Below are 24,940 nucleotides of genomic sequence, written 5' to 3'. Positions count from 1 at the left end.
TCGTGAGTGGCGATTCGGGTTAGAACCCGAATCGCCACTCACGACCCGCCGGCGCGTCACATCAGCAGCAGCGGCAGCGTGTTCATCGCGGTGTGCGCGGCGATCGGTGCCCACAGGTTGCGGTAGCGCGACCACAGGTAACCGGTGAACAGGCCGAAGAACCCTTGGAAGGCGATGATCGCGCCCAGGGTGAGCGGCAGTGATCCCTGTCCGTGCGTCGGCAGATGCAGCCACGCGAACAGCAGTGCCGACAGCAGGATTCCGGGCCACCGCCCGAAAAGCGCCTCCAGCCGGGTCTGCAGCATGCCACGGAAGAACACCTCTTCGAGGACGTTCGCGGTGAAGAAGGTCAGCGTCGCGCCGACCGCCAGGTACACCGGGTCCGGGTAGTCCTCCGAAGTGGGCAGCGGCGGCGCGAGCGGGCCGAGGACGTAGAGCCAGCCGAACACGAGCACCGCCGGGATCGGCGCGAGCCATTGCCAGGTCTCCCGGGGCCGCCACGTGAGCCGGAAGGAATCCCGCGCGGGCAGCGCCCGAAGCAGAATTACCGGCAGCGCCAGGAAAACCAGCGGTTTGGCGAGCGCCCAGATGTCGCGGACCAGCGCTTGCTGTCCCGCCGCCGACAACAGGTACAACGCCAGCGGCCACAGGAACGCGACGAGCGCCAAGGCCGTCGCCTGTCTGCCCAGCCCGCGCCGGTCGGTCACCTCGGGGAGCAGTTTCGGCGCGTGGAGCGGGATCCCGTGGATCAGCAGGATCCCGGCCAGTGCGGGGAACAGGGTGCCCGCGAGGGAAAGTTCCTTGGCCGAATCCGCGGACGGTGTGATCGCGTCGTGCCCGGTGGCCAGCAGCAGCGCGGGGGCGGCCGCGAACACCGCGAGCCCGCCGAAGAGGATTCCCCAGGCGGCACCCGGGCGGGTGCCGGTTTTTTCTGTCACCGGGTCAGGATCTTGGAAGTGGCGAGAGTCCGCGTCATCACTTCGGAGGACTTCAGCCGACCGCGCGGGAGGCCGCTCCGGTACCCGGCCGACTCAGGCGGGGACGGCGCGGACGCCCGGCGGCATCTCGCGGTTGACCTCGTCGAGCCGGGTGGCGACGGTCCGGCAGGGTTCGCAGCCCGCCAGATGCTCGGCGATCAGATCCGCGCGGCGGCCCGGCACGCCGCCGCGCAGCCACGCGCCCATCCGGCGCCGCGCTTCCTGGCAGCACGGCGTTCCCGTCTCGGGGACCTGCGCCTGGAGGAATGCCTGGCGCAGCCCTTCGCGGGCCCGCAAGGCGAGGACGGAGGCGCCGTTGGGCGACACGCCCAGCAGCGGCGCCACCACCTTCGGGGAATCGCCCTCGGCTTCGGTCCGCCACAGCACGGTCCGCCAGCGGCCGGGCAGCGCGCAGTACGCGGTCCACGCCAGCCGGGCGTTCGACCGGAGGATGACGAGTTCCTCCGCGCCCACGACGCCGGTGGCCTCTTCGACCGCCGGGGTCGTGCCGTACAGCTCGACCCGTTTGTGGTGACGGCTCCACTTGGCGGCGAGATTCCGGATGGTGACCGCGAGGTAGGGGCGGAGGTTTTCGCGCGGCCCGCCGCCGTCGCGGATGACGCTCAGAACCCGCACGAAGGCTTCGGCCACGAGGTCGTCCCGTTCGGCGGGGTCGGCGACCCAGCCGGCGGCGATACGGCGGAGCGGCTCGGAGTGGCGCCGGAAAAGTGTCTCGCCGGCGGCGATGTCACCCGCGCGGAAGGCGTCGAGCAGCGTGGCGTCCGCTGTGGTCTCGTCGACGTCATTCCTCATCGCGGTCTCCCGAAGTAACGGGTACGGCAGTGTACCGGTAACCCGGCCACCGATAAACTCCGGGGGATGACGCCTGAAGCCGACGCGCCGCGGCCGGACGGCCGGGCGGCGCGCTGGGCGGGACAGCGGGAGCGCCGTCGACGGGAATTCGTCGACGCGGCGCTGCGCGCCATCGCCGAGCACGGTCCGGAGGTCTCCACCGAACAGATCGCCGACGAGGCGGGGGTGGCCAGAACCCGTGTGTACAAACACTTCGACGACGCCGCCGACCTGCAGCGTTCGATCGCCGACCGCGCCGTCCGCCTCATCACCGCCGAACTGGCCCCGCTGTGGGACCCGAGCGGGACGCCGATGCAGCTGATCACCATCGCGGTGGGCGCGCACACCGGCTGGCTCGCCGAACACGGGAACCTCTACCGCTATCTCGCCAGGCACTCCCAAGCCGGGCGGCGCGGCGGCGACGCCATCACCGACGTCAGAACGGCGATCGCCCGGCAGCTCTCCATCCTGTTCGAGCACTACCTCGACACCTTCGATCTCGACGGCCGGATCGCCGAACCGCTCGCCTTCGGGCTGGTCGGCCTCGTCGACACGAGTGCCGCGCGCTGGCTGGAGAATCCGGGCGGCCTCGAGCTCCCGGAGCTCGCGAGCCAGCTGGTGCGGTGGATCTGGCGGGTCATCGACGACACGCTCCGGGAACGCGGGGTCGAACTCGACCCGCATTCGCCGCTGCTCGTGCCGGGCGGCTGAGCGCTCAGGATGTGGGAGCGGGAATGAAAGCCGGTCCGCCGGTGTCGGAGCGGTCATGGTCACCCCTTTCGACGACCCGGCCTGGGCCTCGCTGACCGGCCCGCACGCCCATTTCGCGGAGCGTTCCGGCCAGGTCCTGCGCTACCAGGTCGACGTCGCGCCGTTCTTCGCCCTGCCCCCTGAGCCGGACGACGGCGTGTGGGCCGACGTCGCCGCGCTGGCGGGCCCCGGCCAGACGGTCACGGTCCACAACGCGCTGCCCGTCCCGGCCGACTGGGAAGTCCTCGGCAGGATCGCCGGAGTCCGGCTGGTCGACGTCGCGCTCGAAGCCGCCGAAGATCCCGAAGCGGTCGTGCTGGGGCCCGACGACGTCCCGGAGATGCTCGACCTCGTCGAGCGGACCAAACCGGGGCCGTTCCGGAAGCGGACCATCGAATTGGGGACATATCTGGGAATCCGGCGCGACGGCGAGCTGATCGCGATGGCGGGGGAGCGGATGCACCCGCCCGGCTGGACCGAGATCAGTGCCGTCTGCACCGACCCGGCGTATCGCGGCCAGGGATTGGCGACCCGCCTCATCCGCGCGGTGGCGGCGGGGATCCGCGCCCGCGGCGAACACCCGATGATGCACGCGGCGGCGACGAACACCTCGGCCATCCGGCTCTACGAATCGATCGGTTTCGAGGTGGTGCCGCGGCCGGACTTCGTGTCGGTCCGGGTCCCGGGCTCCTTGTGAAGACACGCTAACGAGGGATTTCAGAAACTCGCGATGGACTGAACAGCACGGGCGGGCCAGACTTCGCGCCATGAAGGCATTGGTCAAAGCCGACCGAGCACCCGGGCTGGAACTCACCGACGTTCCGGACCCCGCGGTCGGCCCCGGCGACGTCGCCGTCCGCGTGCTGCGCGCCGGGATCTGCGGTACCGATCTGCACATCGACTCCTGGGACGACTGGGCGTCGCGCACCATCGCCGCGCCGCTGGTCATCGGGCACGAGTTCGTCGGCGAGGTGGTCGAGATCGGCCGGTCGGTGACCACGGTCAAGGTGGGCGACCTGGTCAGCGGCGAGGGACATCTCGTCTGCGGAAGCTGCCGCAACTGCAAGGCCGGGCGGCGTCACCTGTGCGCCAGGACCAAGGGCCTCGGCGTGCACACCGACGGTGCCTTCGCGCAGTACGCCGTGCTGCCCGAGATGAACGCCTGGGTGCACCGGACCAAGGTCGACCTCGACATCGCCGCGATCTTCGACCCGCTCGGCAACGCCGTGCACACCGCGCTGTCCTTCCCCGTCATCGGCGAGGACGTGCTGGTCACCGGCGCCGGCCCGATCGGCATCATGGCCGCCGCCATCGCGCGCCACGCGGGCGCGCGCAACGTCGTCGTCACCGACGTCAGCGAGCACCGCCTCGAACTGGCCCGCAAGGTCGGCGTCGACCTCGCGCTGGACGTCTCTTCCGCGACCATCGCCGACGCGCAGCAGAAGCTCGGCATGGCCGAGGGCTTCGACGTCGGCATGGAGATGAGCGGGCGGCCCGAGGCGCTGCGCGACATGATCGCGAACATGTCCCACGGTGGGCGCGTCGCGCTGCTCGGCCTTCCCGCTTCCGACGTGTCGGTCGACATCGCGTCCGTGGTGCTGAAGATGATCCAGCTCAAGGGGATCTACGGGCGCGAGATGTTCGAGACCTGGTACTCGATGTCCGTCCTGCTGCAGGCCGGGCTGGACATCTCGCCGGTGATCACCCACCGGTTCGGCTACACCGAATACGAGAAGGCGTTCGCGACGGCCAGGGAAGGCCGCTGCGGCAAGGTCATTCTGGACTGGACGGAGAACTGATGTACGGCGCGATGCGCGACGACCTCAAGGCCGGGCTCGCCGAGATCCGGGAAGCCGGGCTGTACAAGGGCGAGCGGGTGATCCAGGGACCGCAACGGGCTTCGGTCAGCGTCGGCGACGGCGACGTCCTCAACTTCTGCGCCAACAACTACCTCGGCCTCGCCGACCACCCCAAGCTGATCAAGGCCGCGCAAGAGGCGCTGGACCGCTGGGGCTTCGGTATGGCGTCGGTGCGGTTCATCTGCGGGACCCAGCAGCCGCACAAGGAACTCGAGGCGAAGCTGTCGGAGTTCCTCGGCACCGAGGACACGATCCTCTACAGCTCCTGTTTCGACGCCAACGCCGGGCTGTTCGAGACGCTGCTGACCGATCAGGACGTCATCATCTCCGACGAGCTCAACCACGCGTCGATCATCGACGGCGTCCGGCTCTGCAAGGCGAAGCGGATGCGCTACCGTAACCGTGACGTCGCGGATCTGGAGGCCAGGCTGAAGGAGGCGTCCGGCGCGCGGTACCGGATGATCGCCACCGACGGCGTCTTTTCGATGGACGGCTACCTCGCCCCGCTCGACGAGATCTGCGAGCTGGCCGAGCGCTACGACGCGCTGGTGATGGTGGACGACTCGCACGCCGTCGGCTTCACCGGTCCGACCGGTCGCGGTACGCCCGAGCTGTTCGGCGTGCAGGACAAGGTCGACGTGCTGACCGGCACGCTCGGCAAGGCGCTCGGCGGCGCGAGCGGCGGCTACACCTCGGGCCGCGCGGAGATCGTCGAGATGCTGCGCCAGCGCTCGCGGCCGTACCTGTTCTCGAACTCGCTGGCGCCGTCGATCACCGCGGCCGCGCTCGCCACGCTGGAGCTGCTGGACTCCTCCAGCGACCTGCTGGGCAAGCTGCGCGCCAACACCGAGCTGTTCCGGCGCCGGATGACCGAGGCGGGTTTCGATCTGCTCCCGGGTGAGCACCCCATCATCCCGGTGATGATCGGTGACGCCGCCAAGGCGGGCAAGATGGCGGATCTGCTGCTCGACCAGGGCATCTACGTGATCGGCTTCTCGTACCCGGTGGTGCCGCACGGCAAGGCGCGGATCCGCACGCAGATGTCGGCCGCGCATTCGACCGACGACGTCAACCGGGCCGTCGACGCGTTCGTGACGGCAAGGTCCATGATGGACGAATGATCGATCCGCGACGGCTGCGCGTGCTGCGGGCCCTCGCCGACCACGGCACCGTGACGGCGGCGGGCCAGGCGCTGCACCTGACGCCGTCCGCGGTCTCCCAGCAGCTGGCCGCCCTCGAAGCCGAGTGCGGCCAGCAGCTGCTCCGCCGCCGGGGCAGGCGGGTCTCGCTGACCCCGGCGGGTGAATTGATGGTGGTGCACGCCAACGCCGTCGCGGCCGAACTGGAACGGGCGCAGGCGACCCTCGCCGCGCTCGATTCCGGTGTCCAGGGCATGGTGCGGCTGGCGAGTTTCGCCTCCGCGATCACGATGGTCGTGGCGCCCGCGATCGCTTCGCTGCGTGCCGGTTCGCCCGGGGTCACCATGCAGGTGCAGGACGTCGAAGGGCACGCGAGCATCCCGCTCCTGCTCGACGGCGAGGTCGATCTGGCGATCACCGAGGAGTACCGGCTCTCGCCACGGACGGATGAAAGCAGGCTCACCCGGTTCCCGTTGTACGTGGAGCCCTTCGACGTCGTGCTGCCCACCGCGCACCGGCTCGCCGGGGCGTCCGAAGTGGACATCGACGATCTCGCCGACGACGAGTGGATCGCGCCGAAACCCGGGAATCCCTGCCGCGACGTGCTGATGATCGTCTGCGCCAACCCGGAGATCCGGCACGTCTCCGACGATTTCCACGCGATCACCACCCTGGTCGCCGCCGGCGAGGGGGTGGCCTTGGTGCCGCGTAACGCTTTCACGGCGGTTCCCGGTGCGGTGGCCGCCCGTTGCGCGGCGAACCGCCGCTGCGCCGGGTGTTCGCCGCCGTCCGGCGGGGGAGCGCGGACCATCCGTTGCTCAAGACCGTGCTCGCCGCGTTGCTGGACGCGGCGCCGGGTCATGCGAATGCGGAGCGGGGGAGTCGCACATAAGATCTGGGCACCTGCCGTCGAAGGAAAGACAGGGTCCGGATGCTCCAGATCGATGCCCTCACCTGGATCGTCACGATCGGGCTGGTGCTCGGGCTCCTGGCGCTCGATCTCATCCTCGCGGCCGTGCGGCCGCACAAGGTCGGCTTCGGCGAGGCGGTGGCCTGGTCGATCGGCTACATCCTGGTCGCGGTGGCGTTCGGTGTCTGGCTGACGCTGGCGCACGGCGGTGACTTCGGTCAGCAGTACTTCGCGGGTTACATCGTGGAGAAGAGTCTGTCGGTCGACAACCTCTTCGTCTTCGTGATCATCATGAGCACCTTCGCGGTACCCGAGGAACACCAGCACAAGGTGCTCACGTTCGGCATCGTCGTCGCCCTGATCATGCGCGCGATCTTCATCGCCCTCGGCGCGACGCTGCTTTCCTTGTTCTCCTTCATGTTCCTGCTGTTCGGGCTGCTGCTGATCTACACCGGTGTCCAGCTGTTCCGGCATCGCGACGAGGATCCGGACGTCGAGAACAACGTGGTGGTGCGGACCGCGCGCCGCCTGCTGCCGCTGTCGACCGAGTACGACGGCGGCAAGCTGTTCACCCGGGTCGAGGGAAAGCGCGTTGGCACGCCGCTGGTCGTGGTGCTGCTCGCGATCGGCGGGATCGACCTGCTGTTCGCGCTGGACTCGATCCCCGCGGTCTTCGGTGTCACCGACGAGCCGTATCTGGTCTTCGCGGCCAACGCGTTCGCCCTGCTGGGCCTGCGGGCGCTGTACTTCCTTGTGAAGGGCCTGCTCGATCGCCTGGTGTACCTGTCCGCCGGGCTCGCGGTGATCCTCGGGTTCATCGGGATCAAGCTGATCCTGCACTGGGCACATGTGGACATCGACGAAAGCGTTCCGGAGATCTCGACGCCGGTCAGCCTCGCGGTGATCATCGGCATCCTCGTGGTGGTGACGGTGGCGAGCCTGCTCAAGACCCGCAACGATCCTTCCGCCAAAGCGCACCCGGGCTCGCTGCGCGGCTCCCGTCCCGAAGAGGACTAGCGCCAGCCCGCTTCGAGGAGATCGAAGATCCTCTCGACGTCCTCTCGCGGATCCTTTCGGCCTCGGGTGAGGGCCGGGATGTCCAGTACGAAGCGGGCGAGCGCGCGGCAAGCGATGTCTTCGGAGCTCACGCCGGTCTCCTCGGCGATGGCGGCGCCGAGGGCCGCGGCATGCCGGGTCCACATGCGCTCGCCGTACTCCTGTAAAGCCGGGGTGTTGCTCACCAGCGCGGTGAACTCGGCGTACTGGGGATGCGTCGTGAGCGGAAGCCAGGTGGCGAGCACGTAGGCGCGCAACGCCTCGACGATGCTCTGGCCCTCTTCGCGCTCCCGGACGGCGGCGACAAGGCGTGCCTCACGGTCTGCCGATTCGTCGAACACCAGCGCTTCCTTGCCGGGGAAGTGCTTGAACAGCGTCGTCGTCGAGACGTCGGCCGCCTCGGCGATGTCGCGGATGCTGACTTGATCGTAGCCGCGCTCCAGGAACAGGCTCAGCGCGGCGTCCGCCAATGCCTGGCGGGTGGCCGCCTTCTTGCGTTCACGCCGTCCCGGTGTCTCCATGGACGCACTCTATCGCATGGGTTGTCGCAGTCACTAAGTTGACTCGTTGCACTTTTTAACTCGTTCTGCTTTTCTGGACGCATGACGATCAGCATCATCGGAGCGGGTCCCGGCGGCCTGACCTGCGCCCGCATCCTTCAACAGCACGGCATTCCCGTGACGGTCTACGACCGGGACCCCCATCCCGCGGCTCGCAACCAGGGCGGCACTCTCGACCTGCACGCGGACGACGGGCAGCTGGCCCTGCGCGAAGCTGGCCTCCTCGACGAGTTCTTCGCGCTCGCCCGCCCGGAAGGGCAGGAGATGCGCAAACTGGATCCCGCCGGACGGCTCTTGGCGCACCATGTCCCGGCCGAGGGGGAGCTGTTCAAACCGGAGATCGACCGTGGTCAGTTGCGTGGTCTGCTTCTCGACTCGCTGAAGCCGGACACTGTCCAGTGGGGACGGACCCTGGACCGGGTCGAGGCTCCTGGGCTTCTTCGATTCACGGATGGGGAGACGGTCGAGACGGACCTGATCATCGGCGCCGACGGCGCGTGGTCGCGGGTCCGCCCGGCGGTTTCGGCGGCCGTGCCCGAGTATGTCGGGGTCACCTTCCTGGAGGCGTGGTTCGACGATGTCCGGAACGCGCATCCCGAACTCGCCGAACTCGTCGGCCAGGGCAGCGCGATGGCGGCCGACGGCGAGCGGTGTCTGTTCGCGCAGCGCAACAGTGGCGACCACATCCGGGTCTACATCGTCCAGCGGATGCCCGCGGACTGGGCCGGGTCGGGTGGTGACGTCCGCGGTCGGCTACTCGAAGCGTTCTCCGGCTGGTCGCCGTCGTTGCTGCGGATGATCACCGACAACGACGGGCCGTATGTCGATCGGCCGTTGTTCGCGCTGCCTGTCCCGCATACGTGGGAGCACAAGCCTTGGGTGACCCTGCTCGGCGATGCCGCTCACCTGATGCCGCCGCTGGGTGTCGGGGTCAACCTGGCGATGCTCGACGCTTGCGAACTCGCTCTGGCGTTGGCCGGCTCGGCCAGTTTGGGTGAGGCTGTCGGGGTTTATGAGGCGACGATGCTGCCGCGATCGGCTGAGTTCGCTCGGCGGCTGGAGAATGGTGCCCAGGGGTTGCTTGATGTCGATTAGTGTTGCTGTGTAACGGTTTCGGAAACTGTCGGTGGTCGGTTGTACGTTCTGTGTGTGGACACACTCAACGCCACTGTGGCGCGTTTGAAGGAAATCACCTCGTCGGAAGTTTTGCGGGAGGTTAATGCTTCGCTGGATTCGTTGGGGGATCAGGATGCCGTGGATGCCGCCATCGCTGCGTCGGAGGGCATCGCCCGGCTGGAGGCTGTCCGGTTCCGTGCTTTGGGTCGTTTAAGCCGTCACCGTGATGGTGCGTCGAGTGTGGTGCAGGAGGTTGCGTTTGCTCTGTCCGTTGTGGACGGGCATGCTGTCGGGCTGGTCTCGACGGCTGAGGCGTTGACGACTCGGCTGCCGCGCACGTTGGGGTTGCTCGATCAGGGGAAGGTGGGCGGCTATGGGGCGATGAAAGTCGCCACGGCCACCGCCTGGCTCTCGGACGAGGACGCCCGCGCGGTGGACGCGGTCCTGGAGGATCGGATCCCGGACCGCAACTCCGATCAGATCCGGAAAGCGGCTAACCACGCGGCGATGATGGCCGACCGCGACGGCGCCTCCCGCCGGGCCGAACGCAACCGCGGCGGACGTCGTTTGACGGTGCGGCAGGGTGATACCGGGGTGGCGTCCATTGAAGTCGAGGACGGCCCGGTCGAGAAGGTGGCTGCCGCCTACACCCGCATCGATCGTGAGGCCCGTGCCCTGCGCGCCGGTGGGGAAACGCGCACTCTGGATCAGTTGCGTGCTGACGTCGCCCTTGACCTTCTGTTGGGTGGTCAGGATGGGAAGAGTGAACGGTCGGAGGTGTTCCTCTACATGGATTTGAACACCTATCTCGGGTTGAACGACGATCCTGCCGAGATGGCCGGGCACGGCCACATCCCGGCGTCGTTGGCGCGGGAGATCGCTGGTGGGTCGAATACGGTGCTGCGGCGGATCATCACCGACCCGCTCTCAGGACAGGTCCTCGACCTCGGCCGGAACCGCTACCGACCCACCGCCGGGCTCGACGAGTTCGTGCGGGTGCGAGACAGAGAATGCCGAAGACCCGGCTGCCACCGTGCGGCCCAGGCTTGCGACCTCGACCATTCCCTGCCCTGGCAACACGGCGGCCACACGTCGGATACCGAGCTGATCGATCTGTGCCGCCGCGACCACCGACTGAAAGACGAACCCGGCTGGAACTACCAGCTCGCTTCCGATGGGACTCTCACGATCACCACACCCACCGGGCAGCGCTACGACAGCACACCACCCCCGCTGCACGAACCCCGCGACGAAGCACCACCGTTCTGAGCCGTGGTCGGAAAACGACCACGATGTTGTATTCCCAACGGTTGTGTTGCCGGGAGTCGGCGATGGTTCACGAGTAGCCGACCTCGTCATGTGTCGCTATGCCGTCGCCGGAAAACGACCACGGCTCAACTCCGAGGAGGTCCTCACGCAGCTTCCTTCGGCCGGGACCGCTGTCGCCGAAATCCGGCTACAGCTCAGCACGCGGTCGCACATCTCGTGAGGGCGCCGTTGGGTCGCCGTCGCCGGAATTCGGCAACACTTGCCAGAGCGGACAGGACTCCAAGCATCGCCACTGCCGCCTGCCCGTTACCGAAATATGGCAACTCCCCAAGGCTCCGCGCCACCGGTCTGTCCTTGCCGGAATTCGGCTACCGCAACGGCGACCACCATCACCCAGGCCTTGCCAAAGCCCTCGGAAAGGTGTGCCGCCCGGCGGCCGAATCTGTCCGCGTAGAAGCCCAGGAGCCAGCCGCCAGAAACCCACCGCGAAGACGAGAAACCCGCGAAAGGCACATACCCCGCAGGCGATGCTCTACCCGAGGAAGTCGCTCACCAGGTCGCTCGATACAGGGCGGCATTCGTCGAAGTACGCGTGTCGCGCGCCGGCGAAGAGATGCATCCGCGCGTCGGGAATCCGGTCCGTCAGCAACGGCGCGTTCGCCACGGGCGCGAGCAGGTCGTCGTCGCCGTGCAGGACCAGCGTGGGCGCGCTGATCTTCGGAAGTACGTCCCAGGCGTCGTGGCTGTTGCTCGCGACGAGATGCCCGCGCACCGCGTGCGGCGGCATACCGTGCGCGCCCAGCACCCGGTACGGACCGGGATTCGCCGCGCGCCAGACGGGCGTGTACATCAAGTCCGTCAGCGTCTCGCGAGCTTCCACCGAGGATCGTCGCGCCAGGGCCAGCCGCACGTCGTTCGATCGCTCGACGCCGTGCTTGCCGCCCGGCGTGGTGCAGCCGAGCACCAGCCGCCGCACCCGATCGGGATACCGCGCGGCGACCCATTGCGCGACCCGCCCGCCCATCGAGGTGCCGTAGACGTCGGCCTCGCCGACCCCGAGCTCGTCGAGCACCGCGATCACGTCGTCCGCGAAACCCGTTGTGGAGTAAGCGGAATCGGGTGCGTCACTGGCGCCGGTGCCGCGATAGTCCATGGTGATCGTGCTCGGGAAATCCCCGCGCGTGCGGTCCCACCAGGTGTGGTCGTTCGCCTGCCCGGCCAGCAGCACGAGCGGCCGGCCCGTGCCGTGCCACTGGTAGGCCAGCCGGGTGCCGTCGGCGGCGACGGCGTGGCCGGTGCGGGGGAGCGAGCTCATTCTTCTCCTGTTCGGTCTTCCCAGAGCCGCCCGGAGCCGTTCGCGGACCAGCGGACGGACGCCGTTCGGCGGCGCTTTCCAGCAGGTCGACCGTGACGATCCCGGTGACCAACCCGGGTTTTCGAGGCGAGCGCGGCGACCGCTCATGATAGCCACATGACCGAGGCTTCCCAGGGCGATCCTCCATCGCGCGAGTGAGCCATTCCGACCAACCGGACGACGCCGACGGCCCTGGTAGCGCCCGCCGGGTGGCGGTAGCGTTCCGGCGGGCGGACTTTTCGTTACGGGCGAACGGAAAGGAGGCGTGGTCGGCGTGCACGAACCGAAGGTGACGGAATTCGCGACCACCGATCCGGAACAGGCGTGTGCCCTGCTCGCCGAGGCGTACCGGGACAATCGTTTGCGGGTCCGCGGCAGCGTCGAGAGCTACCGTTTCGAGCACAACCGCTGTGATCTCGGGGATGTGCATTTCGACTTCCTGCACAACACGCTGACCACGGAGGTCGTCGTCCAGCCGTTGGGCAGGGTGGTGCTGTTGCGGGTGCTGGGCGGTGAACAGGAGCTCGACGACGGGGTCAGCGACCGCAGGCTCGGCCCGGGAGACGTGTTCGTCGGCCCGCATCCCGGCCATGAGTACCGGACGGGGCTGCACGGCACGCGGCTGCAGATCACCGGGATCGACCTCTCGCTGTTCGGCGGAATCGACCCGGATCCCGTGGTGGAGCGGTTGTGCTACGAGCCGGTGTGCCCGGAGAAGGCTCGGCGATGGAGCCGGACGGTCGACTACATGACCGCTTTGTTCACCGATCCGGATGTGGAGAACGGCCCGCTGGTACTCGGCGCGGCAGGCAGGCTGATGGCCGCCATGGCACTGGACACCTTCACCACGGGCAGGGGCGAAGAGCGCCCGAGCGACCGCCGCGACGCCGTCCCGGACACGGTGCGCCGCGCGGTCGCGTTCCTGGAGGCGAATCCGGACCTCGACCTCGGTGTCGCCGACATCGCCCGCGCCTGCCGGGTCTCGGTGCGGGCCCTGCAACTGGCGTTCCGGCGGCATCTGGACACCACGCCCATGGCCTACCTGCGCCGGATCCGGCTCGACCTGGCCAGGGCGGACCTCCGTGCCGCCGCACCCGGCGACGGCACGACGGTGACGGGTGTCGCGGCGAAGTGGGGTTTCCTGGGCGGAAGCCGGTTCAGCGCGCAGTACCGCGCGGCGTTCGGCGAACCGCCCAGCCACACCCTGCGGAATCCGTGAAGGTTCGTTTTCGTCGGTGCCGGTATGCGTTTCAGGCGCTAGACCCGGCTGTCCGGACCCTGTTCCATAAGCGTGGCACCAGTATCGCCCAGACCCCGCTTACTGGTGTGTCGCGATCCCGTCGTACATCACCCGGCGGACCGCCCGGCTCATCGCGGCCTGCCGCTCCGGTGAAGGATCGCGCAGTTCGGACAGCACCGACGCGAGGATCATCCCGTTGATCGCGCGGGCGGTGGAGTCCACGTCCAGGTCCTCGTGCAGATACCCGAGGCGGACGCCGTGGTGCAGATAGCCCGCGGTCAGCTCGGCGGCGGTCTCGTAGAAGTCCAGCACCCGTTCCCGCATCTCGGCGTCGATACCCGCCGCCTCGAGCAGCAGGAACCGGGCCATGCGCGGGTCGCTGCCGAAGATCCGGGCGAGCGCGTCGCCGATCCGCGCGCTCTGCTTGCGGTACTCGGCCAGGCTGTTGACCGCGTCCGGCGCGTTGTCCGCGGCCAGTGCGCCGACCACCTTCTCGACCAGGTCCGTGATGACGTGGTCGACGATGTCCCGCTTGTTCTGGAAGTACCGGTAGAAGGTGCCGTGCCCGATGCCCAGCCGGGCGGCGATGTCGGCGATGCCGGTCGCGTGGTAGCCCCGTTCGGCGAAGCAGTCGAACGCGGTCTCCACGATCTCGCGCCGTAGTTCCTGCTTCTTCCGTGCGGCCCTGCTGACCGGGATCTCCGTCGTCATTCCGCCAGCTTATTGCCTGACGCGTTCAAATGACATACCGTTCCGGAAATGACACGTCATTCCGCGAGAGCGCTGGTGCTCGGTTGCGGCGGGACCTTGGGGTTCGCTTGGACGGCCGCGGTCCTCGACGCGCTGCACGCCGAGGCCGGCTGGGATCCGAGAGAGGCGGACGTCCTGATCGGGACGTCGGCGGGGGCCGAAGCGGTGGCCATGCTCGGAGCGGGCATCCCGGCGAAGGCGATCCTCGACGCGGTGGCGGGCGCGCCCGGTGGCGACGCCGTCGTCGCCGCGCACGTCCGGCGGGCACCGGGCAGGCTTCCGCCGGTCCCGTCCCCGCGCTGGCCGGCGGCCGGATTGGTGCGGGCAGCATTGCGCCGGGACGTCGACACGCTCGCCGGTCTCGCGGGCCTTCTGCCCCGGGGCCGGGGCGACGCGACTTGGCTTCGCGAGCTCGGGGACGCGCTGGCGCCCGGTGGCTGGGTCCCGCATCCCGCGACCTGGCTGATGGCCGCGGACCTGACGGGGAAGCGGATCGCGCTCGGCTCCCCGGACGCGCCGCCCGCCGGGCTCGGTGAGGCGATCGCCGCGTCGTGGGCGATCCCCGGCTGGTTCCCGCCGTCCGTTGTGGACGGACGGCCGCTGCTCGACGGCGGCACGGTCTCTCCGACCTCGGCCGATCTCCTGATCGGTCACGACGTCGGCGAGGTCGTGCTGATCGCGCCGATGAGCAGCGAGGGCGGCGCACCGGCCCGCGGTGCGGCCCGGCTGGAACGGCTGCTGCGGACGGCGATGACCAGGCGGGTCGACGACGAGGTGCGACGACTGCGCGCGGCCGGTGTCCGAGTGGTGCGGATCGAGCCGGGGCCCGCCGATCTCGCCGCCATGGGCGCGAACTTCATGGACGGACGGCGCCGGGAGCACGTGCTCGCCACGGCGTCGAGGACGGCGCCCGGCCTGGTCGCCGAAGCCTTCGAACGAGAAGGAGTACGCGCATGACCAAGTACCCGCGGCTCGACCTCGCTCGCGCGCACGTGGCGATCACCGGCGCGGGGCAGGGCATCGGCCGCGTGACCGCCGAACGCATGGCCGCCCTCGGCGCGCGCGTCTCGATCGGTGACCTCGACCTCGAAGCCGCGAAACGGACCGCTGGAGACATCGGCGGTACCGCGCATCATCTGGACGTCGCCGATCCGGCGTCGTTCGCCACGTTCCTCGGCGAGGCGGAACAGGCGAACGGACCGCTCGCGGTGCTCGTCAACAACGCCGGGATCATGCCGAACGGCGGCTTCCTCGATCTCTCCGACGCGCTGAACCGGGCGACCATGGAGGTCAACGTCTTCGGCGTCGTCCACGGCATGCGGCTTGCCCTGCCCGGCATGCTGGAACGCGGGCGCGGGCACATCGTCAACGTCGCTTCGCTGGCCGGGAAGTTCCCGGTGAAGGGGCTGGCGATCTACAACGCCAGCAAGTTCGCCGTCGTCGGGCTGACCGCGGCGACGCGGCTGGAGTACGCGCCGCACGGCGTGAGCGTCTCGGCCGTGCTGCCGTCGGCGGTCGACACCGCGCTCGCGTCCGGGCTCGACATGCGGCCGATCCCGAAGGTGAAACCGGGCCGGATCGCCGACGCCGTGGTGGATTCCGTCCGCACCCGGGCCGCGGAGATCGCCGTGCCCGGTTACGTCGGCGCGCTCGCCACCCTCGCGAACGTGACCCCCGAACCGGCGCTCAACGCGTTCCGGCGGCTGATACGGGACGACCGGGCCCTGCGCCCCGATTCACCCGAGCGGGACGGCTACCGCGCCCGCCTCGACCAGGACACCCACCGGGAGGAAAACGCATGACCACGCAGTACGACGCCGTCGTCGTGGGGGCCGGGTTCGGCGGGATGGGCGCGGCGATCCAGCTCAACCGGCTCGGCTACGACAACCTGCTCATCCTCGAACGCGAGTCCGACCTCGGCGGCACCTGGCATGTGAACCGCTATCCCGGGCTGGCCGTCGACATCCCGTCGGCCACCTACTCGTACTCGTTCGAACCGAATCCACACTGGTCGCGGCTCTTCGCGCCGGGCGCGGAGCTCAAGCGGTACGCCGAGCACGTCGCGGACAAGTACCGGCTGCGGCGCTACATGCGGTTCGGCTCGGTGGTCACCGGCGCGGTCTGGGACGAGGCGGACGCGCACTGGAAGGTCTCGCTCGCCGACGGCGAACCGGTCACCGCCAAGTACCTCCTCACCGCCACGGGATTCCTTTCCCAGCCGAAGAAACCCGACATCGCCGGAATCGACACCTTCGGCGGCAAGGTCATCCACACCACCGCCTGGGACGACGAGTACGACCTCGCGGGTAAACGGGTCGCGGTGATCGGCACCGGCGCGACCGCGGTCCAGCTGATCCCCGAAATCGCGAAGGTCGCGCGGGACCTCACCGTGTACCAGCGGACGCCGATCTGGGTGAGCCCCAAACTGGACTTCCCGGTGCCGAAGGCGGTCCGGCGCGCGTTCGCCGCGCTCCCGTTCACCCAGCGGGCCGCCCGGCTAACTGGGACCGCGTTGCTGGAGCTGATGATGGTCTCCGGTGTACTGCACTACAAGCAGCTGCCGATGGCCAACCGGCTCGGCAAGCTGTGGTGCCAGGCGCATCTGCGCCGTCAGGTGCGGGATCCGGGGCTGCGCGCGGAACTGACGCCGCGTTATTCGTTCGGCTGCAAGCGCCCGACGTTCTCCAACGAGTACTACCCGGCCTTCACCAAGGACCACGTGCACCTGGAGACGACGTCGATCGCGAAGATCGACGAGAGCGGCATCGAGACCGCGGACGGGCGGAGGCGGGACATCGACGTCCTGGTGCTGGCGACCGGATTCGACCTCTGGGAGGCGAACTTCCCGGCGATCGAGATCATCGGACGCGGCGGCCGGGATCTCGGGAAGTGGTGGCGGGAGAACCGTTTCCAGGCCTACGAGGGTGTCGCGATCCCGAAGTTCCCCAACTTCATCTCGCTCAACAGCCCGTATTCCTACTCGGGACTGTCCTATTTCACCACCATCGAGACGCAGATGCGGCATATGGACCGGCTCTTCGGCGCGATGCGGCGGCGTGGTGCGACGGAGTTCGAGGTGACGCAGGAGGCGAACGACGCGTTCCTCGACCGGATGACCGAACGCCTCGGCGACTCGATCTTCACGCTCGGGAACTGCGCCCCGGCGAACAGCTACTACTTCAACCCGCATGGGGAGGCGACCCTGCTGCGGCCGTCGTCCACGCTGAACGCGATCAAGGAGGCGCAGAGCTTCCCCATCGAGGACTACACGTTCGCGTAGGGTGCCGGGACCCCGCGCGGTCCCGGCACCCCTGGCGCTTACTGCTTGCGGAGCCGCAGCGTGACGGCCGTGCCCGCGGCGGCGAGGAAGACCGCGCCGAGCGCGTACGGCCACCACGGCACCTCGGTGTCGCCCACCGGGGCGGCACCGTAACCACCGGCGGCACCGGTGCGGTCGTACGTCGAGCCGGGCAGCTTGTCGCCGTAGCGGCTCTGCAGGGCTTCGCGGTAGGCGGCGAGCGACATCTTCTCGCCGGTCTTCGCCACCGACGAGCCGTCGAGGACGGTCACGGTGTCCCCGTCGACGGCGTACCAGGCACCCGCCTGAGGTTCGCTCAGGAGGTAGCCCTTGCCGACCTGCGCCGCGAGGCGCTTTTCGACGTCACCCGAGGCGACGTTGTAGACCGACCAGCCCGAGCCCTCACGCTGCGACCACACGGTCGCGGCGTCACCGTTGCCCAGGGTCGCCGGGGTGGCGACATAGGCGAGCTCGGCCGGGACGGTGGAGGTGCCGGCGATGAAGGCGGCTGTCGGCTGGTACACCGCCACCGGTGTGCGCGGATCGGCCTTGGCGGTCTTGGCCGCGAGGGCCGTGTCCGCCTTGACGGCGCCGGGGAACTGCGCCTTGGCGAGCCGCTGGGTGGTCGCGTCACTGGTGACCACTGTGGACACCGCGGCGAGGTCGGCGGCGGTGGGCGCGCCGCTGGGTGCGTCGGCCGCGGAGGACTGGCCGCCGAGCGCCAGCGACAGTCCGAGGGCGAGGATCGTGGCGCCGAGGAAGGTTCGCTTCATGGTTTCAGTCCTTGATCCCGTAGACGGTGTGGGTCCAGGTGAACGAGTTGTTGGACCGGTAGGCGTTGTAGCTCATCTGGTTGTAACGGGGGCTGGAGCCCCACGGGTCGCCGTAGTACACCGTCGTCGCGCCATTGGTGTTGTCGTAGCCGTAGAGCACGTGCATGTGGCCGCCGCCGTTGCGCCAGCCGATCCGCGTGCCGATCGGCTGCCGCGCGTCGACCTGGCTCTTGATCGACGCGAAGCTCAGCGTCTGCCCCGAGGAGCTGTAGGTGCCGACGTTGCTGAACCCGAGCCAGCGGAACACACGCTGCTGATCGCTCAGATATCCCTGGTTGTTCGCGCAGTCCGAACCGGACTCGTTGTGCGCGACCTGACAGAACTTCGTCTGGGTGAGGGAGTGACCCCACCAGGCGGCGATCGTGTTGCCACTGGCGTCCCAGCACCAGTTGCTCTTCTCCTGCGCCTGCATGGTGATCGGGATCGTGGTGGCCGCCGTGATGGCGGGTGCCGCGGTGGCGGGCGCCTGCAGGGCGACCAGCGCGGCGACACCGGCGCAGGCCGTGGCCAGCCCGCGCCTGAACGAGGTTTTCACCGTCGGAACACTCCTAACTGGATGGTCGAACGCGAAGCAAGCGCGGCGGCCACCCGTAAGGGACAGGTGGGGACTTCGGCTACCCGACTGGGTGGCAGACCGGCGCGTGCGGGGGAGTTGCGCTGTGGCGAGGTAACAGAGGGGCACTGCGAACAGTCTGAGATTCACCCTCTGGTGGTCACATGGCAAGGTTCGCGGCAATACCTAAGGGTCCGTATTGCCGATGCGGGGGTCGGTGTCACCGCAGGTCGTCGTCGCCCGATCGAGTTAACAGTGCGGTGAAGTCGTGACTCCGGTGGTGTGGACCAGCGGAAAGCGTGCGGCTCGTGGTCACTGTTCGTGTTCCCGCCTTTCGGCGGGTGTCCGCTCGGTATGGTCCCGAGCATGCCGACGATCGGTACGGCACCGGTGTTCGTGGCCCGCGACACCGAATTGGCCGAACTGGTGCGCGTCGCCTCGCGCCCGCCGTCGGTCGCCGTCGTCGAGGGCGAACCGGGGGTGGGCCGGAGCCGGCTGCTCGAAGAACTGGCCGCCCATCCCGTGCTCGCCTCGCGTGTGGTGTGGTCCGCCCGCTGCGGTTCGTTCTCCCGGCCTTGCCGCCTGGCGCCGTTGGTCGACGCGCTGCTCGAGAAGAGCGCCGTGGCCGCCGCTCACGCGGCCGGCTTCTCCCCGGTGACCGGTGTCCTGCGGCGGCTCGTTCCCGAATGGTCGCCGTGGCTGCCGCCGTTCCCGGAGAACTCGGACGCGGAGACCGTCCGGCAGCAGGAGTTCCGGGCCGTACGGGAGGTGCTGACCGGCTGCGGCCCGGCGGTACTGATACTCGACGACGTCCACTGCGCGGACGACGACACCTGGGAGTTCCTGCGCGGGCTCGCGGCTTCCCCGGCGGCGGCGCTGAGCGTGGTGGTCAGCGCGACGGCGGGCGGGCCGCGGCGATTCCCGCCGTTGCGCGAGACGGCCGCGCATCTCTCGCTCGCGGCGTTCACCGCCGTCCAGGTGCGGACGTTGCTGGACGCCTCCTTCGGCCGCTGCGCGCCGGATTTCGCCGAAGCGGCGCACCGGCGGACGTCCGGGATCGCCGTCGACCTGACGGCGTTGGTCCAGAGCGTCGGCGACACGGCCGAAGCGCTTTCGGCGGACCGGCTGGCGTCGGCGACCGTGCCGCCGATCGTGCGAAGCCGGGTTTCCGGGCTGATGGCGGCCATCGGGCCGGCCGCCCGGGATGTCGTCCGCGCGGCCGCGGTGCTGGGCGCGCCCGCCGGGGAGCCGGATCTGGGCGCGGTCGCGGCGTGCGCGGACATCGAGGGCGCGGTCACCGAAGCCGTGGAAGCGGGCCTGCTGCGGGATCTCGGCCGAGGCCGCTATGTCTCGGGGAGCCCGCTGATCGCCGAAGCCGTCTACGCGTTGCTCCCCGGGCCTCAGCGCTGCGCGATGCACGCACGCGCCGCAGCCCGGCTCTCCGCGGACGCCGAACCCTTCGCGTCGCTCATCGCCCGTCACGCGCGGCTGGCGGGCGACATCGCCGCGTGGACACAGTGGACCGGCGTCGCGGTCGACAACGCCATCGAGGACGGACGGACCGAAGAAGCGAGCCGCCTGCTCGAAACGGCGCTGCGGGACGCGGACCTGCCGCGCAACGCGCGCGAATCGTTCGCCGTCCGGCTCGGCAGGGAACTGCCGCGCAGTATCGCGCACGCCGGCACGGTGCGGCTGCTGCGGGAGATCCTGCGCGAATGGCCGCTGAGCAAGGCCGCGCGGGGCGAGATCCGGGTCCACCTCGGACAGGTGCTGATCAACCAGGTGGGCAAGGTCGAAGCGGGCAGGCTCGAGATCGAACTGGGCGCGGCCGACCTCGGCAGACGCCAGGCGCTGCTCGCCAGGGGCCTGGTGACGTTGGCGCTGCCGCATATCGGGACCGTCCCGGTCGAAGAGAACCTCCGCTGGCTCGACGAGGCCGAGCAGGTCAGCAAGGGGGAACACGACGCCGGGCTGCTCGCCGCGATCGCCGCCAACCGGCTTTCGGCACGGATGCAGGTCGCCGATCCCGAAGCCTGGGAGGACATCGCGGATCTGCCGCGGGCCCCGGAGTCGGCCGAGGTCTGCCGTCAAGTGGCCCGCACCTACATCAACCTGGCCGACGCGGTGGCGTGGAACGGGCACTATCCGGTCGCGCGGGCCTACCTCGCGACCGCGCGGCGGCTGATCCGCGACGACCACCAGCCCTATCTCGACGCGCTCGCCGACGGCACGGAGCTGCGGTTGGATCTGGCGATGGGGGAGTGGGCGAGCGTCGCGGAGAAGGCGCGCGCGATGCTGACGCGGGTCGACAAGGACAGTTCGCTGGCGGCCGAGCCGCTGCTGGTGCTCGGCTGGTACGAGTACGGGCAGCACCGGCCGACCGCGGCCCTGCGCAATTTCGACGCGGCGTTCGCGCTGTCCGCGGGCAGTGTCCCGGTGCAGGCTTCGGCGTACGCGGGGCGGGTGGCCGTCCATCAGGCGGGCAAGGATCTGCAAGCCGCCCGGCGCCTGGCCGAATTCGGCCTGGAAACCGTGCGCCGCAAGAACAACTGGGTCTGGGCGGCCGAGTTGATGCCGTTCGCCGTGCGCACCATGCTCGGGCTGGGACAGCACGTAGAGGCGCGAGAGCTGCTGGCGGAGTACCGGCAAGGCATCGACGGCAAGGACGCGCCGGTCGCCAACGCGTCGGCGCTGCTGTGCCGGGGCATGCTCACGCAGGCGCGTGGCGAGACATTGGCCGCCGGTGAACTGCTACTGGGCGCCGCGCAGGCCTACAGCGCCTTGCCACTCCCGTATTTCGCCGCCTACGCCGACGAACTCGCCGCCGGATGTTTTTCCGAAGCCGGGGTGCGGGAGCGTGCCGTCGCTTCCTTCACCACCGCGGAGACGACGTACGCGAGCCTCGGTGCCGCCGTGGACGCGCTGCGCTGCCGTCGTTCGTTGCGCCGCTGCGATCCGGAGATGCCCCGGCGCGGGCGCAAGGGTTACGGCGAAGCGTTGTCCCCGAGAGAGCTCGAAGTCGCCCGGCTCGCCGCCCAGAACCTGACGAACCGGGAGATCGGGGAGCGGCTGTTCCTCTCACCGAGGACGGTCGAGATCCACGTCGGACGAGCACTGCGCAAATTGGGATTGCCTTCGCGTACCGTCCTGACCGCTGATCTGCTCAGCGACATTCCCTAAGGGCACGTACTCGTCGATTCGCTGGGTACAAGGTGAGAAACCGCAGGTCAGGGGTGGTTTCTTTAAATAGTGGGGCGCGGTCCGTATTCCACTATTGTTCCGCTTCCGCCGTCGATCGATGGTTGTCGGGCAGTTCGCGATTTCCCGGAAAGGAAGCACCGTGAGCAGAAAACGGATCTTAGGCGTGGTCGCCCTGACCCTGGCCGCGCTGGCACCGGCGGCGGGTCTCGCCGGTGCGGAACCGGCCGACACCCTTCGCGCCATTTCCCCGACCGACGCCGCGCCCTTGCCGACGGGAGGCGTCCACGGCCAGAGCATCGGCGGCTCGCCCGCGTCGGTCAAGGACTACCCGTATGTCATCGCCGCCCTGCGGGAAGGCGGTTCGAGGCCGAAGGGCCAGAGCTGTTCCGGTTCCGTCATCGCGCCGCGGAAGGTCCTCGTCGCGGCCCACTGCAAGGAACTGGCAGGCGAGAAGAGTGTCCTTTATGGACTCGACGACCTGAAGAGCGCGGGCGGCACCCAGCTGAAGGCCGTCGACTACAAGACACATCCCAAATTCACCCAGCCCTGGTACGGCTACGACGTCGCGGTGATCACCGTCGACGGTGACATCCCGGTGCCGCCCGGCGGCTACGCGAAGGTCGCCACCTCCGCCGACACCGGTCTGGAGACACCAGGCAAGGACGGGTTCAGCCTCGGCTACGGCAAGAAGGACATCAACGACTCCACCCAGGACGTCACACTGCACAAGCTGACCCTGCCGATCGTGAACGCGAGCCAGTGCACCGGCGTGGAGAACGGCGTCGACCCGAAGACGATGATCTGCGCGGGCTACTCCGACGGCCGCAAGACCATCCTCCCCGGCGACAGCGGTGGCCCGTTCGTCGTCAACGGGAAGGTCACCGGCCTCGCTTCCTGGAGCCGCAGCGATTTCCGCTGGTACAGCGTCTACAGCAGGCTCAACAACGACATGGGGGACTGGGTCGCCGAACAGATCGGCGGCGAGCAGCCCGGTGACGCCTTCACGCTCGCGGCTTCGCCGTCGTCGGTGAAGGTCCTGCCGGGCAAGTACGTGTCGGCGAGCGTCACGAGCAAACCGGGCAAGAACGGCGCCGAGGACATCACGCTTTCCGCGTCCGGATTGCCCGAGGGCGCCAAGGCCACCTTCCAGCCCGCGACGATCAAGGCGGGCGAGGTCGCCAAGCTGACCATCGAGACCGCCGCCGGAACCCCGGAAAAGGCCTACCAGGTCACGATTTCCGGCAAGGGGACCACCGACACGGCCACCGCGGGGCTCTCGCTCACCGTCGGCGCGGGCGAACCTCCCGCCGGTGATTTGAAGGTGACCGTGAACCCGCCCTCCGGGTCGGGCCGCGTGGGCACGCTCGTCAGCGCCACCGTCACCGCGACCGGCGGCACCGGTTCGATCACGTTCTCCGCCAGTGGTCCCGGGCTGCCGCTCAGCCCCATGTTCTGGCCGCAGAGCGTTTCGAGCGGCGGCAGTTCGACCATGCAGGTCTTCGCGCCGTACAGCGCCGGCACGTACCCGGTCACGGTGACCGCGAAGGACAGCGGCGGCAAGACCGCGACCACCACGTACACCCTCACCGTCCAGTGACCTTCGCCGAAACAGAGGTGATTTCCCATGCGTGACAAGACGAAAACGCTACTGGCGCTCGGGCTGCTGAGCCCGCTGCTCGCACTCGGCGCCGGATCGGCCGTCGCCGCCGAAGCCGAAGGCACAGTGATCCCGGCCAAGGATCACTACGGCGACCAGTACATCGTCGTCCTCCACGACGTCGCGGCTGCCGGACAGACGGCGTCCGCCGATCTCGTGAAACGATACGGCGGGGAGGTCCGTTCGGTCTGGACGGCGGCTCTCCGCGGGTTCTCGGCCAAGGGCATGACCGCGGCCGAGGCGCGCAAACTGGCCGCGGACCCGTCGGTCAAGGCGGTGTACGAAGACGGCACCGCCCGCGGCACCGGCACCCAGCAGAACCCGACCTGGGGACTGGACCGGGTCGACCAGAAGAGCCTTCCGCTCGACAAGGCCTACAACTACCCCAACGACGGAGCGGGTGTCACCGCGTACGACCTCGACAGCGGCATCAACCCGTCGAACCCGGAGTACGAAGGCCGCGCCAGCCTCGGCAAGGACTTCATGGGCGGAGACGGCTCCGACTGCCACGGGCACGGCAGCCACACCGCGGGCACGATCGGCAGCAAGACCTACGGCGTCGCGAAGAAGGTCAAGATCGTCGGGCTGAAGGTGCTGGGCTGCAACAACTCCGGACCGGACTCGGGCATCATCGACGCCGTCGACTGGGTGACGGCCAACGCGAAGAAGCCCGCCGTGGCGAACATGAGCTTGACCATGGACGCCCCTGGTGTCGGGGACGACGCGGTGAAGCGGTCGATCGCGTCGGGTGTCGTGTACGGGGTGGCGGCGGGCAACGCCTCCACCGACGCGTGCAACACGAGCCCGGCACGGGTGCCCGAGGCGATCACGGTCAACGCCTCGGACTCCGCCGACAACCGGTCTTCGTTCTCCAACTACGGAAGCTGCACGGACATCTTCGCGCCCGGCACGAACATCACGTCGCTGAGCCCGAGCAGCGGCGGTTCCGCGGGGATGAGCGGGACGTCCATGGCGACGCCGCACGTCGTCGGCGCGGCCGCGCTCTACCTGTCGGCCAACCCGGGAGCCACGCCGCAACAGGTGCGGGACGCGCTGGTGAACGGCGCGACCGCGGGGGTCATCAAGAACGCGGGCAGTGGATCGCCGAACAAGCTGCTGAACGTGTCGTTCATCGGCAGTGGCGGCCCCGGCCCGAACTGCGGGGCCAAGTCGAACACCACGCCGGTGTCCATTCCGGACGCCGGGGCGGCCGTGACCAGTTCCGTGACCCAGGAAGGCTGTGACGGCAAGGCTTCCGCGTCGTTGTCGGTCAAGGTGGACGTTTCGCACACTTACAGCGCCGACCTCGTGCTCGACCTGATCGGGCCGAGCGGCAAGGCCTACCGCCTCAAGAACCCGGGCGGTGTCGGCTCGGCCGGGGGTGTGCACCAGACCTTCACCGTCGACGCCTCCGGTGAAACGGCCAACGGCACCTGGAAGCTGAGCGCTCAGGACGTCTACCGGTTCGACACCGGCAGCATCGACGGGTTCACCGTCACGTTCTGAAATCACTGAGACTCGCCGGCAGGGGCGGGGAGGGAACCATCGGCGGGGTCGCTTTCGGCC

General features: G+C 69.1%; 21 protein-coding genes and 1 pseudogene. 15 read left to right on the top strand and 7 right to left on the bottom strand.

The genetic code is table 11. The annotated features are described in order from the left end of the window. Window positions 1-56: 56 nt before the first annotated feature. Together ED92_RS18585 and ED92_RS18580 are read right to left on the bottom strand one after the other, a co-directional pair. Window positions 57-938 carry a CPBP family intramembrane glutamic endopeptidase gene (locus ED92_RS18585; RefSeq protein WP_037339660.1) on the bottom strand — a complete coding sequence of 294 codons (882 nt, stop codon included), beginning with the start codon at window positions 936-938 and terminating at the stop codon, window positions 57-59. Window positions 939-1,031: 93 nt separating this feature from the next. Beyond that, complete coding sequence (locus ED92_RS18580) at window positions 1,032-1,790, bottom strand: sigma-70 family RNA polymerase sigma factor (protein WP_037339659.1); 759 nt, start codon at window positions 1,788-1,790, stop codon at window positions 1,032-1,034. A gap of 66 nt (window positions 1,791-1,856) precedes the next feature. On the opposite strand from ED92_RS18580, the gene ED92_RS18575 reads away from it, so the two are divergent. The 6 genes and pseudogenes from ED92_RS18575 to ED92_RS18550 all read left to right on the top strand — a co-directional run bounded on the left by ED92_RS18575 (window position 1,857) and on the right by ED92_RS18550 (window position 7,504). After that, window positions 1,857-2,540: a TetR/AcrR family transcriptional regulator gene (locus ED92_RS18575; RefSeq protein ID WP_037339657.1), complete on the top strand. Its 684-nt coding sequence runs from the start codon at window positions 1,857-1,859 to the stop codon at window positions 2,538-2,540. A gap of 55 nt (window positions 2,541-2,595) precedes the next feature. Then, window positions 2,596-3,276 (top strand): GNAT family N-acetyltransferase, encoded by a 681-nt coding sequence (locus ED92_RS18570; protein ID WP_037339653.1) that lies wholly within the window; start codon window positions 2,596-2,598, stop codon window positions 3,274-3,276. A 70-nt stretch (window positions 3,277-3,346) separates the two neighbouring features. Continuing rightward, on the top strand, window positions 3,347-4,378 hold the full coding sequence (gene tdh / locus ED92_RS18565; protein WP_037339651.1) for an L-threonine 3-dehydrogenase: 1,032 nt from the start codon (window positions 3,347-3,349) through the stop codon (window positions 4,376-4,378). Then, a complete protein-coding gene (locus ED92_RS18560) occupies window positions 4,378-5,559 on the top strand; it encodes a glycine C-acetyltransferase (protein ID WP_016335261.1) in 1,182 nt (393 codons plus the stop codon). Before tdh ends, ED92_RS18560 begins: the two co-directional genes overlap by 1 nt. Next, window positions 5,556-6,469 (top strand): annotated as a pseudogene (locus tag ED92_RS18555) (LysR family transcriptional regulator). The gene ED92_RS18560 and the pseudogene ED92_RS18555 overlap by 4 nt, the downstream one beginning before the upstream one ends. A gap of 39 nt (window positions 6,470-6,508) precedes the next feature. Next, complete coding sequence (locus tag ED92_RS18550; protein ID WP_037339647.1) at window positions 6,509-7,504, top strand: TerC/Alx family metal homeostasis membrane protein; 996 nt, start codon at window positions 6,509-6,511, stop codon at window positions 7,502-7,504. Here ED92_RS18550 and ED92_RS18545 read toward each other — a convergent pair. After that, a complete protein-coding gene (locus tag ED92_RS18545; protein WP_037339645.1) occupies window positions 7,501-8,064 on the bottom strand; it encodes a TetR/AcrR family transcriptional regulator in 564 nt (187 codons plus the stop codon). The two genes, ED92_RS18550 and ED92_RS18545, sit on opposite strands and share 4 nt — an antisense overlap. A gap of 81 nt (window positions 8,065-8,145) precedes the next feature. On the opposite strand from ED92_RS18545, the gene ED92_RS18540 reads away from it, so the two are divergent. Together ED92_RS18540 and ED92_RS18535 are read left to right on the top strand one after the other, a co-directional pair. Then, on the top strand, window positions 8,146-9,198 hold the full coding sequence (locus ED92_RS18540) for an NAD(P)/FAD-dependent oxidoreductase (RefSeq protein ID WP_037339644.1): 1,053 nt from the start codon (window positions 8,146-8,148) through the stop codon (window positions 9,196-9,198). A 54-nt stretch (window positions 9,199-9,252) separates the two neighbouring features. Further along, window positions 9,253-10,488, top strand: coding sequence for a DUF222 domain-containing protein (locus ED92_RS18535; protein WP_369797414.1), 1,236 nt, complete (start codon window positions 9,253-9,255; stop codon window positions 10,486-10,488). 532 nt (window positions 10,489-11,020) lie between these two features. Here the strand turns inward: ED92_RS18535 and ED92_RS18530 are convergent. Next, complete coding sequence (locus tag ED92_RS18530; protein ID WP_037339642.1) at window positions 11,021-11,803, bottom strand: alpha/beta fold hydrolase; 783 nt, start codon at window positions 11,801-11,803, stop codon at window positions 11,021-11,023. 313 nt (window positions 11,804-12,116) lie between these two features. On the opposite strand from ED92_RS18530, the gene ED92_RS18525 reads away from it, so the two are divergent. Beyond that, window positions 12,117-13,061: an AraC family transcriptional regulator gene (locus ED92_RS18525; RefSeq protein ID WP_037340360.1), complete on the top strand. Its 945-nt coding sequence runs from the start codon at window positions 12,117-12,119 to the stop codon at window positions 13,059-13,061. 99 nt (window positions 13,062-13,160) lie between these two features. On the opposite strand, the gene ED92_RS18520 is transcribed toward ED92_RS18525, so the two are convergent. Further along, on the bottom strand, window positions 13,161-13,793 hold the full coding sequence (locus ED92_RS18520; protein WP_037339640.1) for a TetR/AcrR family transcriptional regulator: 633 nt from the start codon (window positions 13,791-13,793) through the stop codon (window positions 13,161-13,163). 48 nt (window positions 13,794-13,841) lie between these two features. On the opposite strand from ED92_RS18520, the gene ED92_RS18515 reads away from it, so the two are divergent. Genes ED92_RS18515 through ED92_RS18505 form a run of 3 tightly spaced genes read left to right on the top strand, consistent with a single transcriptional unit; the run spans window position 13,842 to window position 17,112 of the window. Further along, on the top strand, window positions 13,842-14,789 hold the full coding sequence (locus ED92_RS18515; RefSeq protein WP_235213315.1) for a patatin-like phospholipase family protein: 948 nt from the start codon (window positions 13,842-13,844) through the stop codon (window positions 14,787-14,789). Further along, on the top strand, window positions 14,786-15,634 hold the full coding sequence (locus ED92_RS18510) for an SDR family oxidoreductase (RefSeq protein ID WP_037339634.1): 849 nt from the start codon (window positions 14,786-14,788) through the stop codon (window positions 15,632-15,634). Before ED92_RS18515 ends, ED92_RS18510 begins: the two co-directional genes overlap by 4 nt. After that, window positions 15,631-17,112, top strand: a complete 1,482-nt coding sequence (locus ED92_RS18505; protein ID WP_037339631.1) for an NAD(P)/FAD-dependent oxidoreductase — start codon at window positions 15,631-15,633, stop codon at window positions 17,110-17,112. The genes ED92_RS18510 and ED92_RS18505 overlap by 4 nt, the downstream gene beginning before the upstream one ends. 38 nt (window positions 17,113-17,150) lie before the next feature. Here the strand turns inward: ED92_RS18505 and ED92_RS18500 are convergent, their stop codons facing one another. Next, entirely contained in the window at window positions 17,151-17,903 is a 753-nt protein-coding gene (locus ED92_RS18500; protein WP_037339628.1) for a hypothetical protein, read from the bottom strand. A 4-nt stretch (window positions 17,904-17,907) separates the two neighbouring features. Beyond that, window positions 17,908-18,498, bottom strand: a complete 591-nt coding sequence (locus ED92_RS18495; RefSeq protein WP_037339625.1) for a papain-like cysteine protease family protein — start codon at window positions 18,496-18,498, stop codon at window positions 17,908-17,910. A gap of 384 nt (window positions 18,499-18,882) precedes the next feature. Here ED92_RS18495 and ED92_RS18490 point away from each other — a divergent pair, with 384 nt between their 5' ends. The 3 genes from ED92_RS18490 (at window position 18,883) to ED92_RS18480 (ending at window position 24,880) form a co-directional block, all read left to right on the top strand. Then, window positions 18,883-21,696 carry a LuxR C-terminal-related transcriptional regulator gene (locus ED92_RS18490; RefSeq protein WP_235213314.1) on the top strand — a complete coding sequence of 938 codons (2,814 nt, stop codon included), beginning with the start codon at window positions 18,883-18,885 and terminating at the stop codon, window positions 21,694-21,696. A 160-nt stretch (window positions 21,697-21,856) separates the two neighbouring features. Then, the gene (locus ED92_RS18485; RefSeq protein ID WP_037339619.1) at window positions 21,857-23,314 is read left to right on the top strand and encodes a serine protease; all 1,458 of its coding nucleotides are present in this window, start codon (window positions 21,857-21,859) and stop codon (window positions 23,312-23,314) included. Between the two features lie 27 nt (window positions 23,315-23,341). Beyond that, complete coding sequence (locus ED92_RS18480; RefSeq protein WP_037339616.1) at window positions 23,342-24,880, top strand: S8 family serine peptidase; 1,539 nt, start codon at window positions 23,342-23,344, stop codon at window positions 24,878-24,880. Window positions 24,881-24,940 lie beyond the last annotated feature (60 nt).

This window comes from Amycolatopsis sp. MJM2582 (genome assembly GCF_000754115.1).
Classification (GTDB): domain Bacteria; phylum Actinomycetota; class Actinomycetes; order Mycobacteriales; family Pseudonocardiaceae; genus Amycolatopsis; species Amycolatopsis japonica.
Note: the sequence above shows the minus strand (reverse complement) of the source record. Positions and strands in the feature narration are given on the sequence as shown.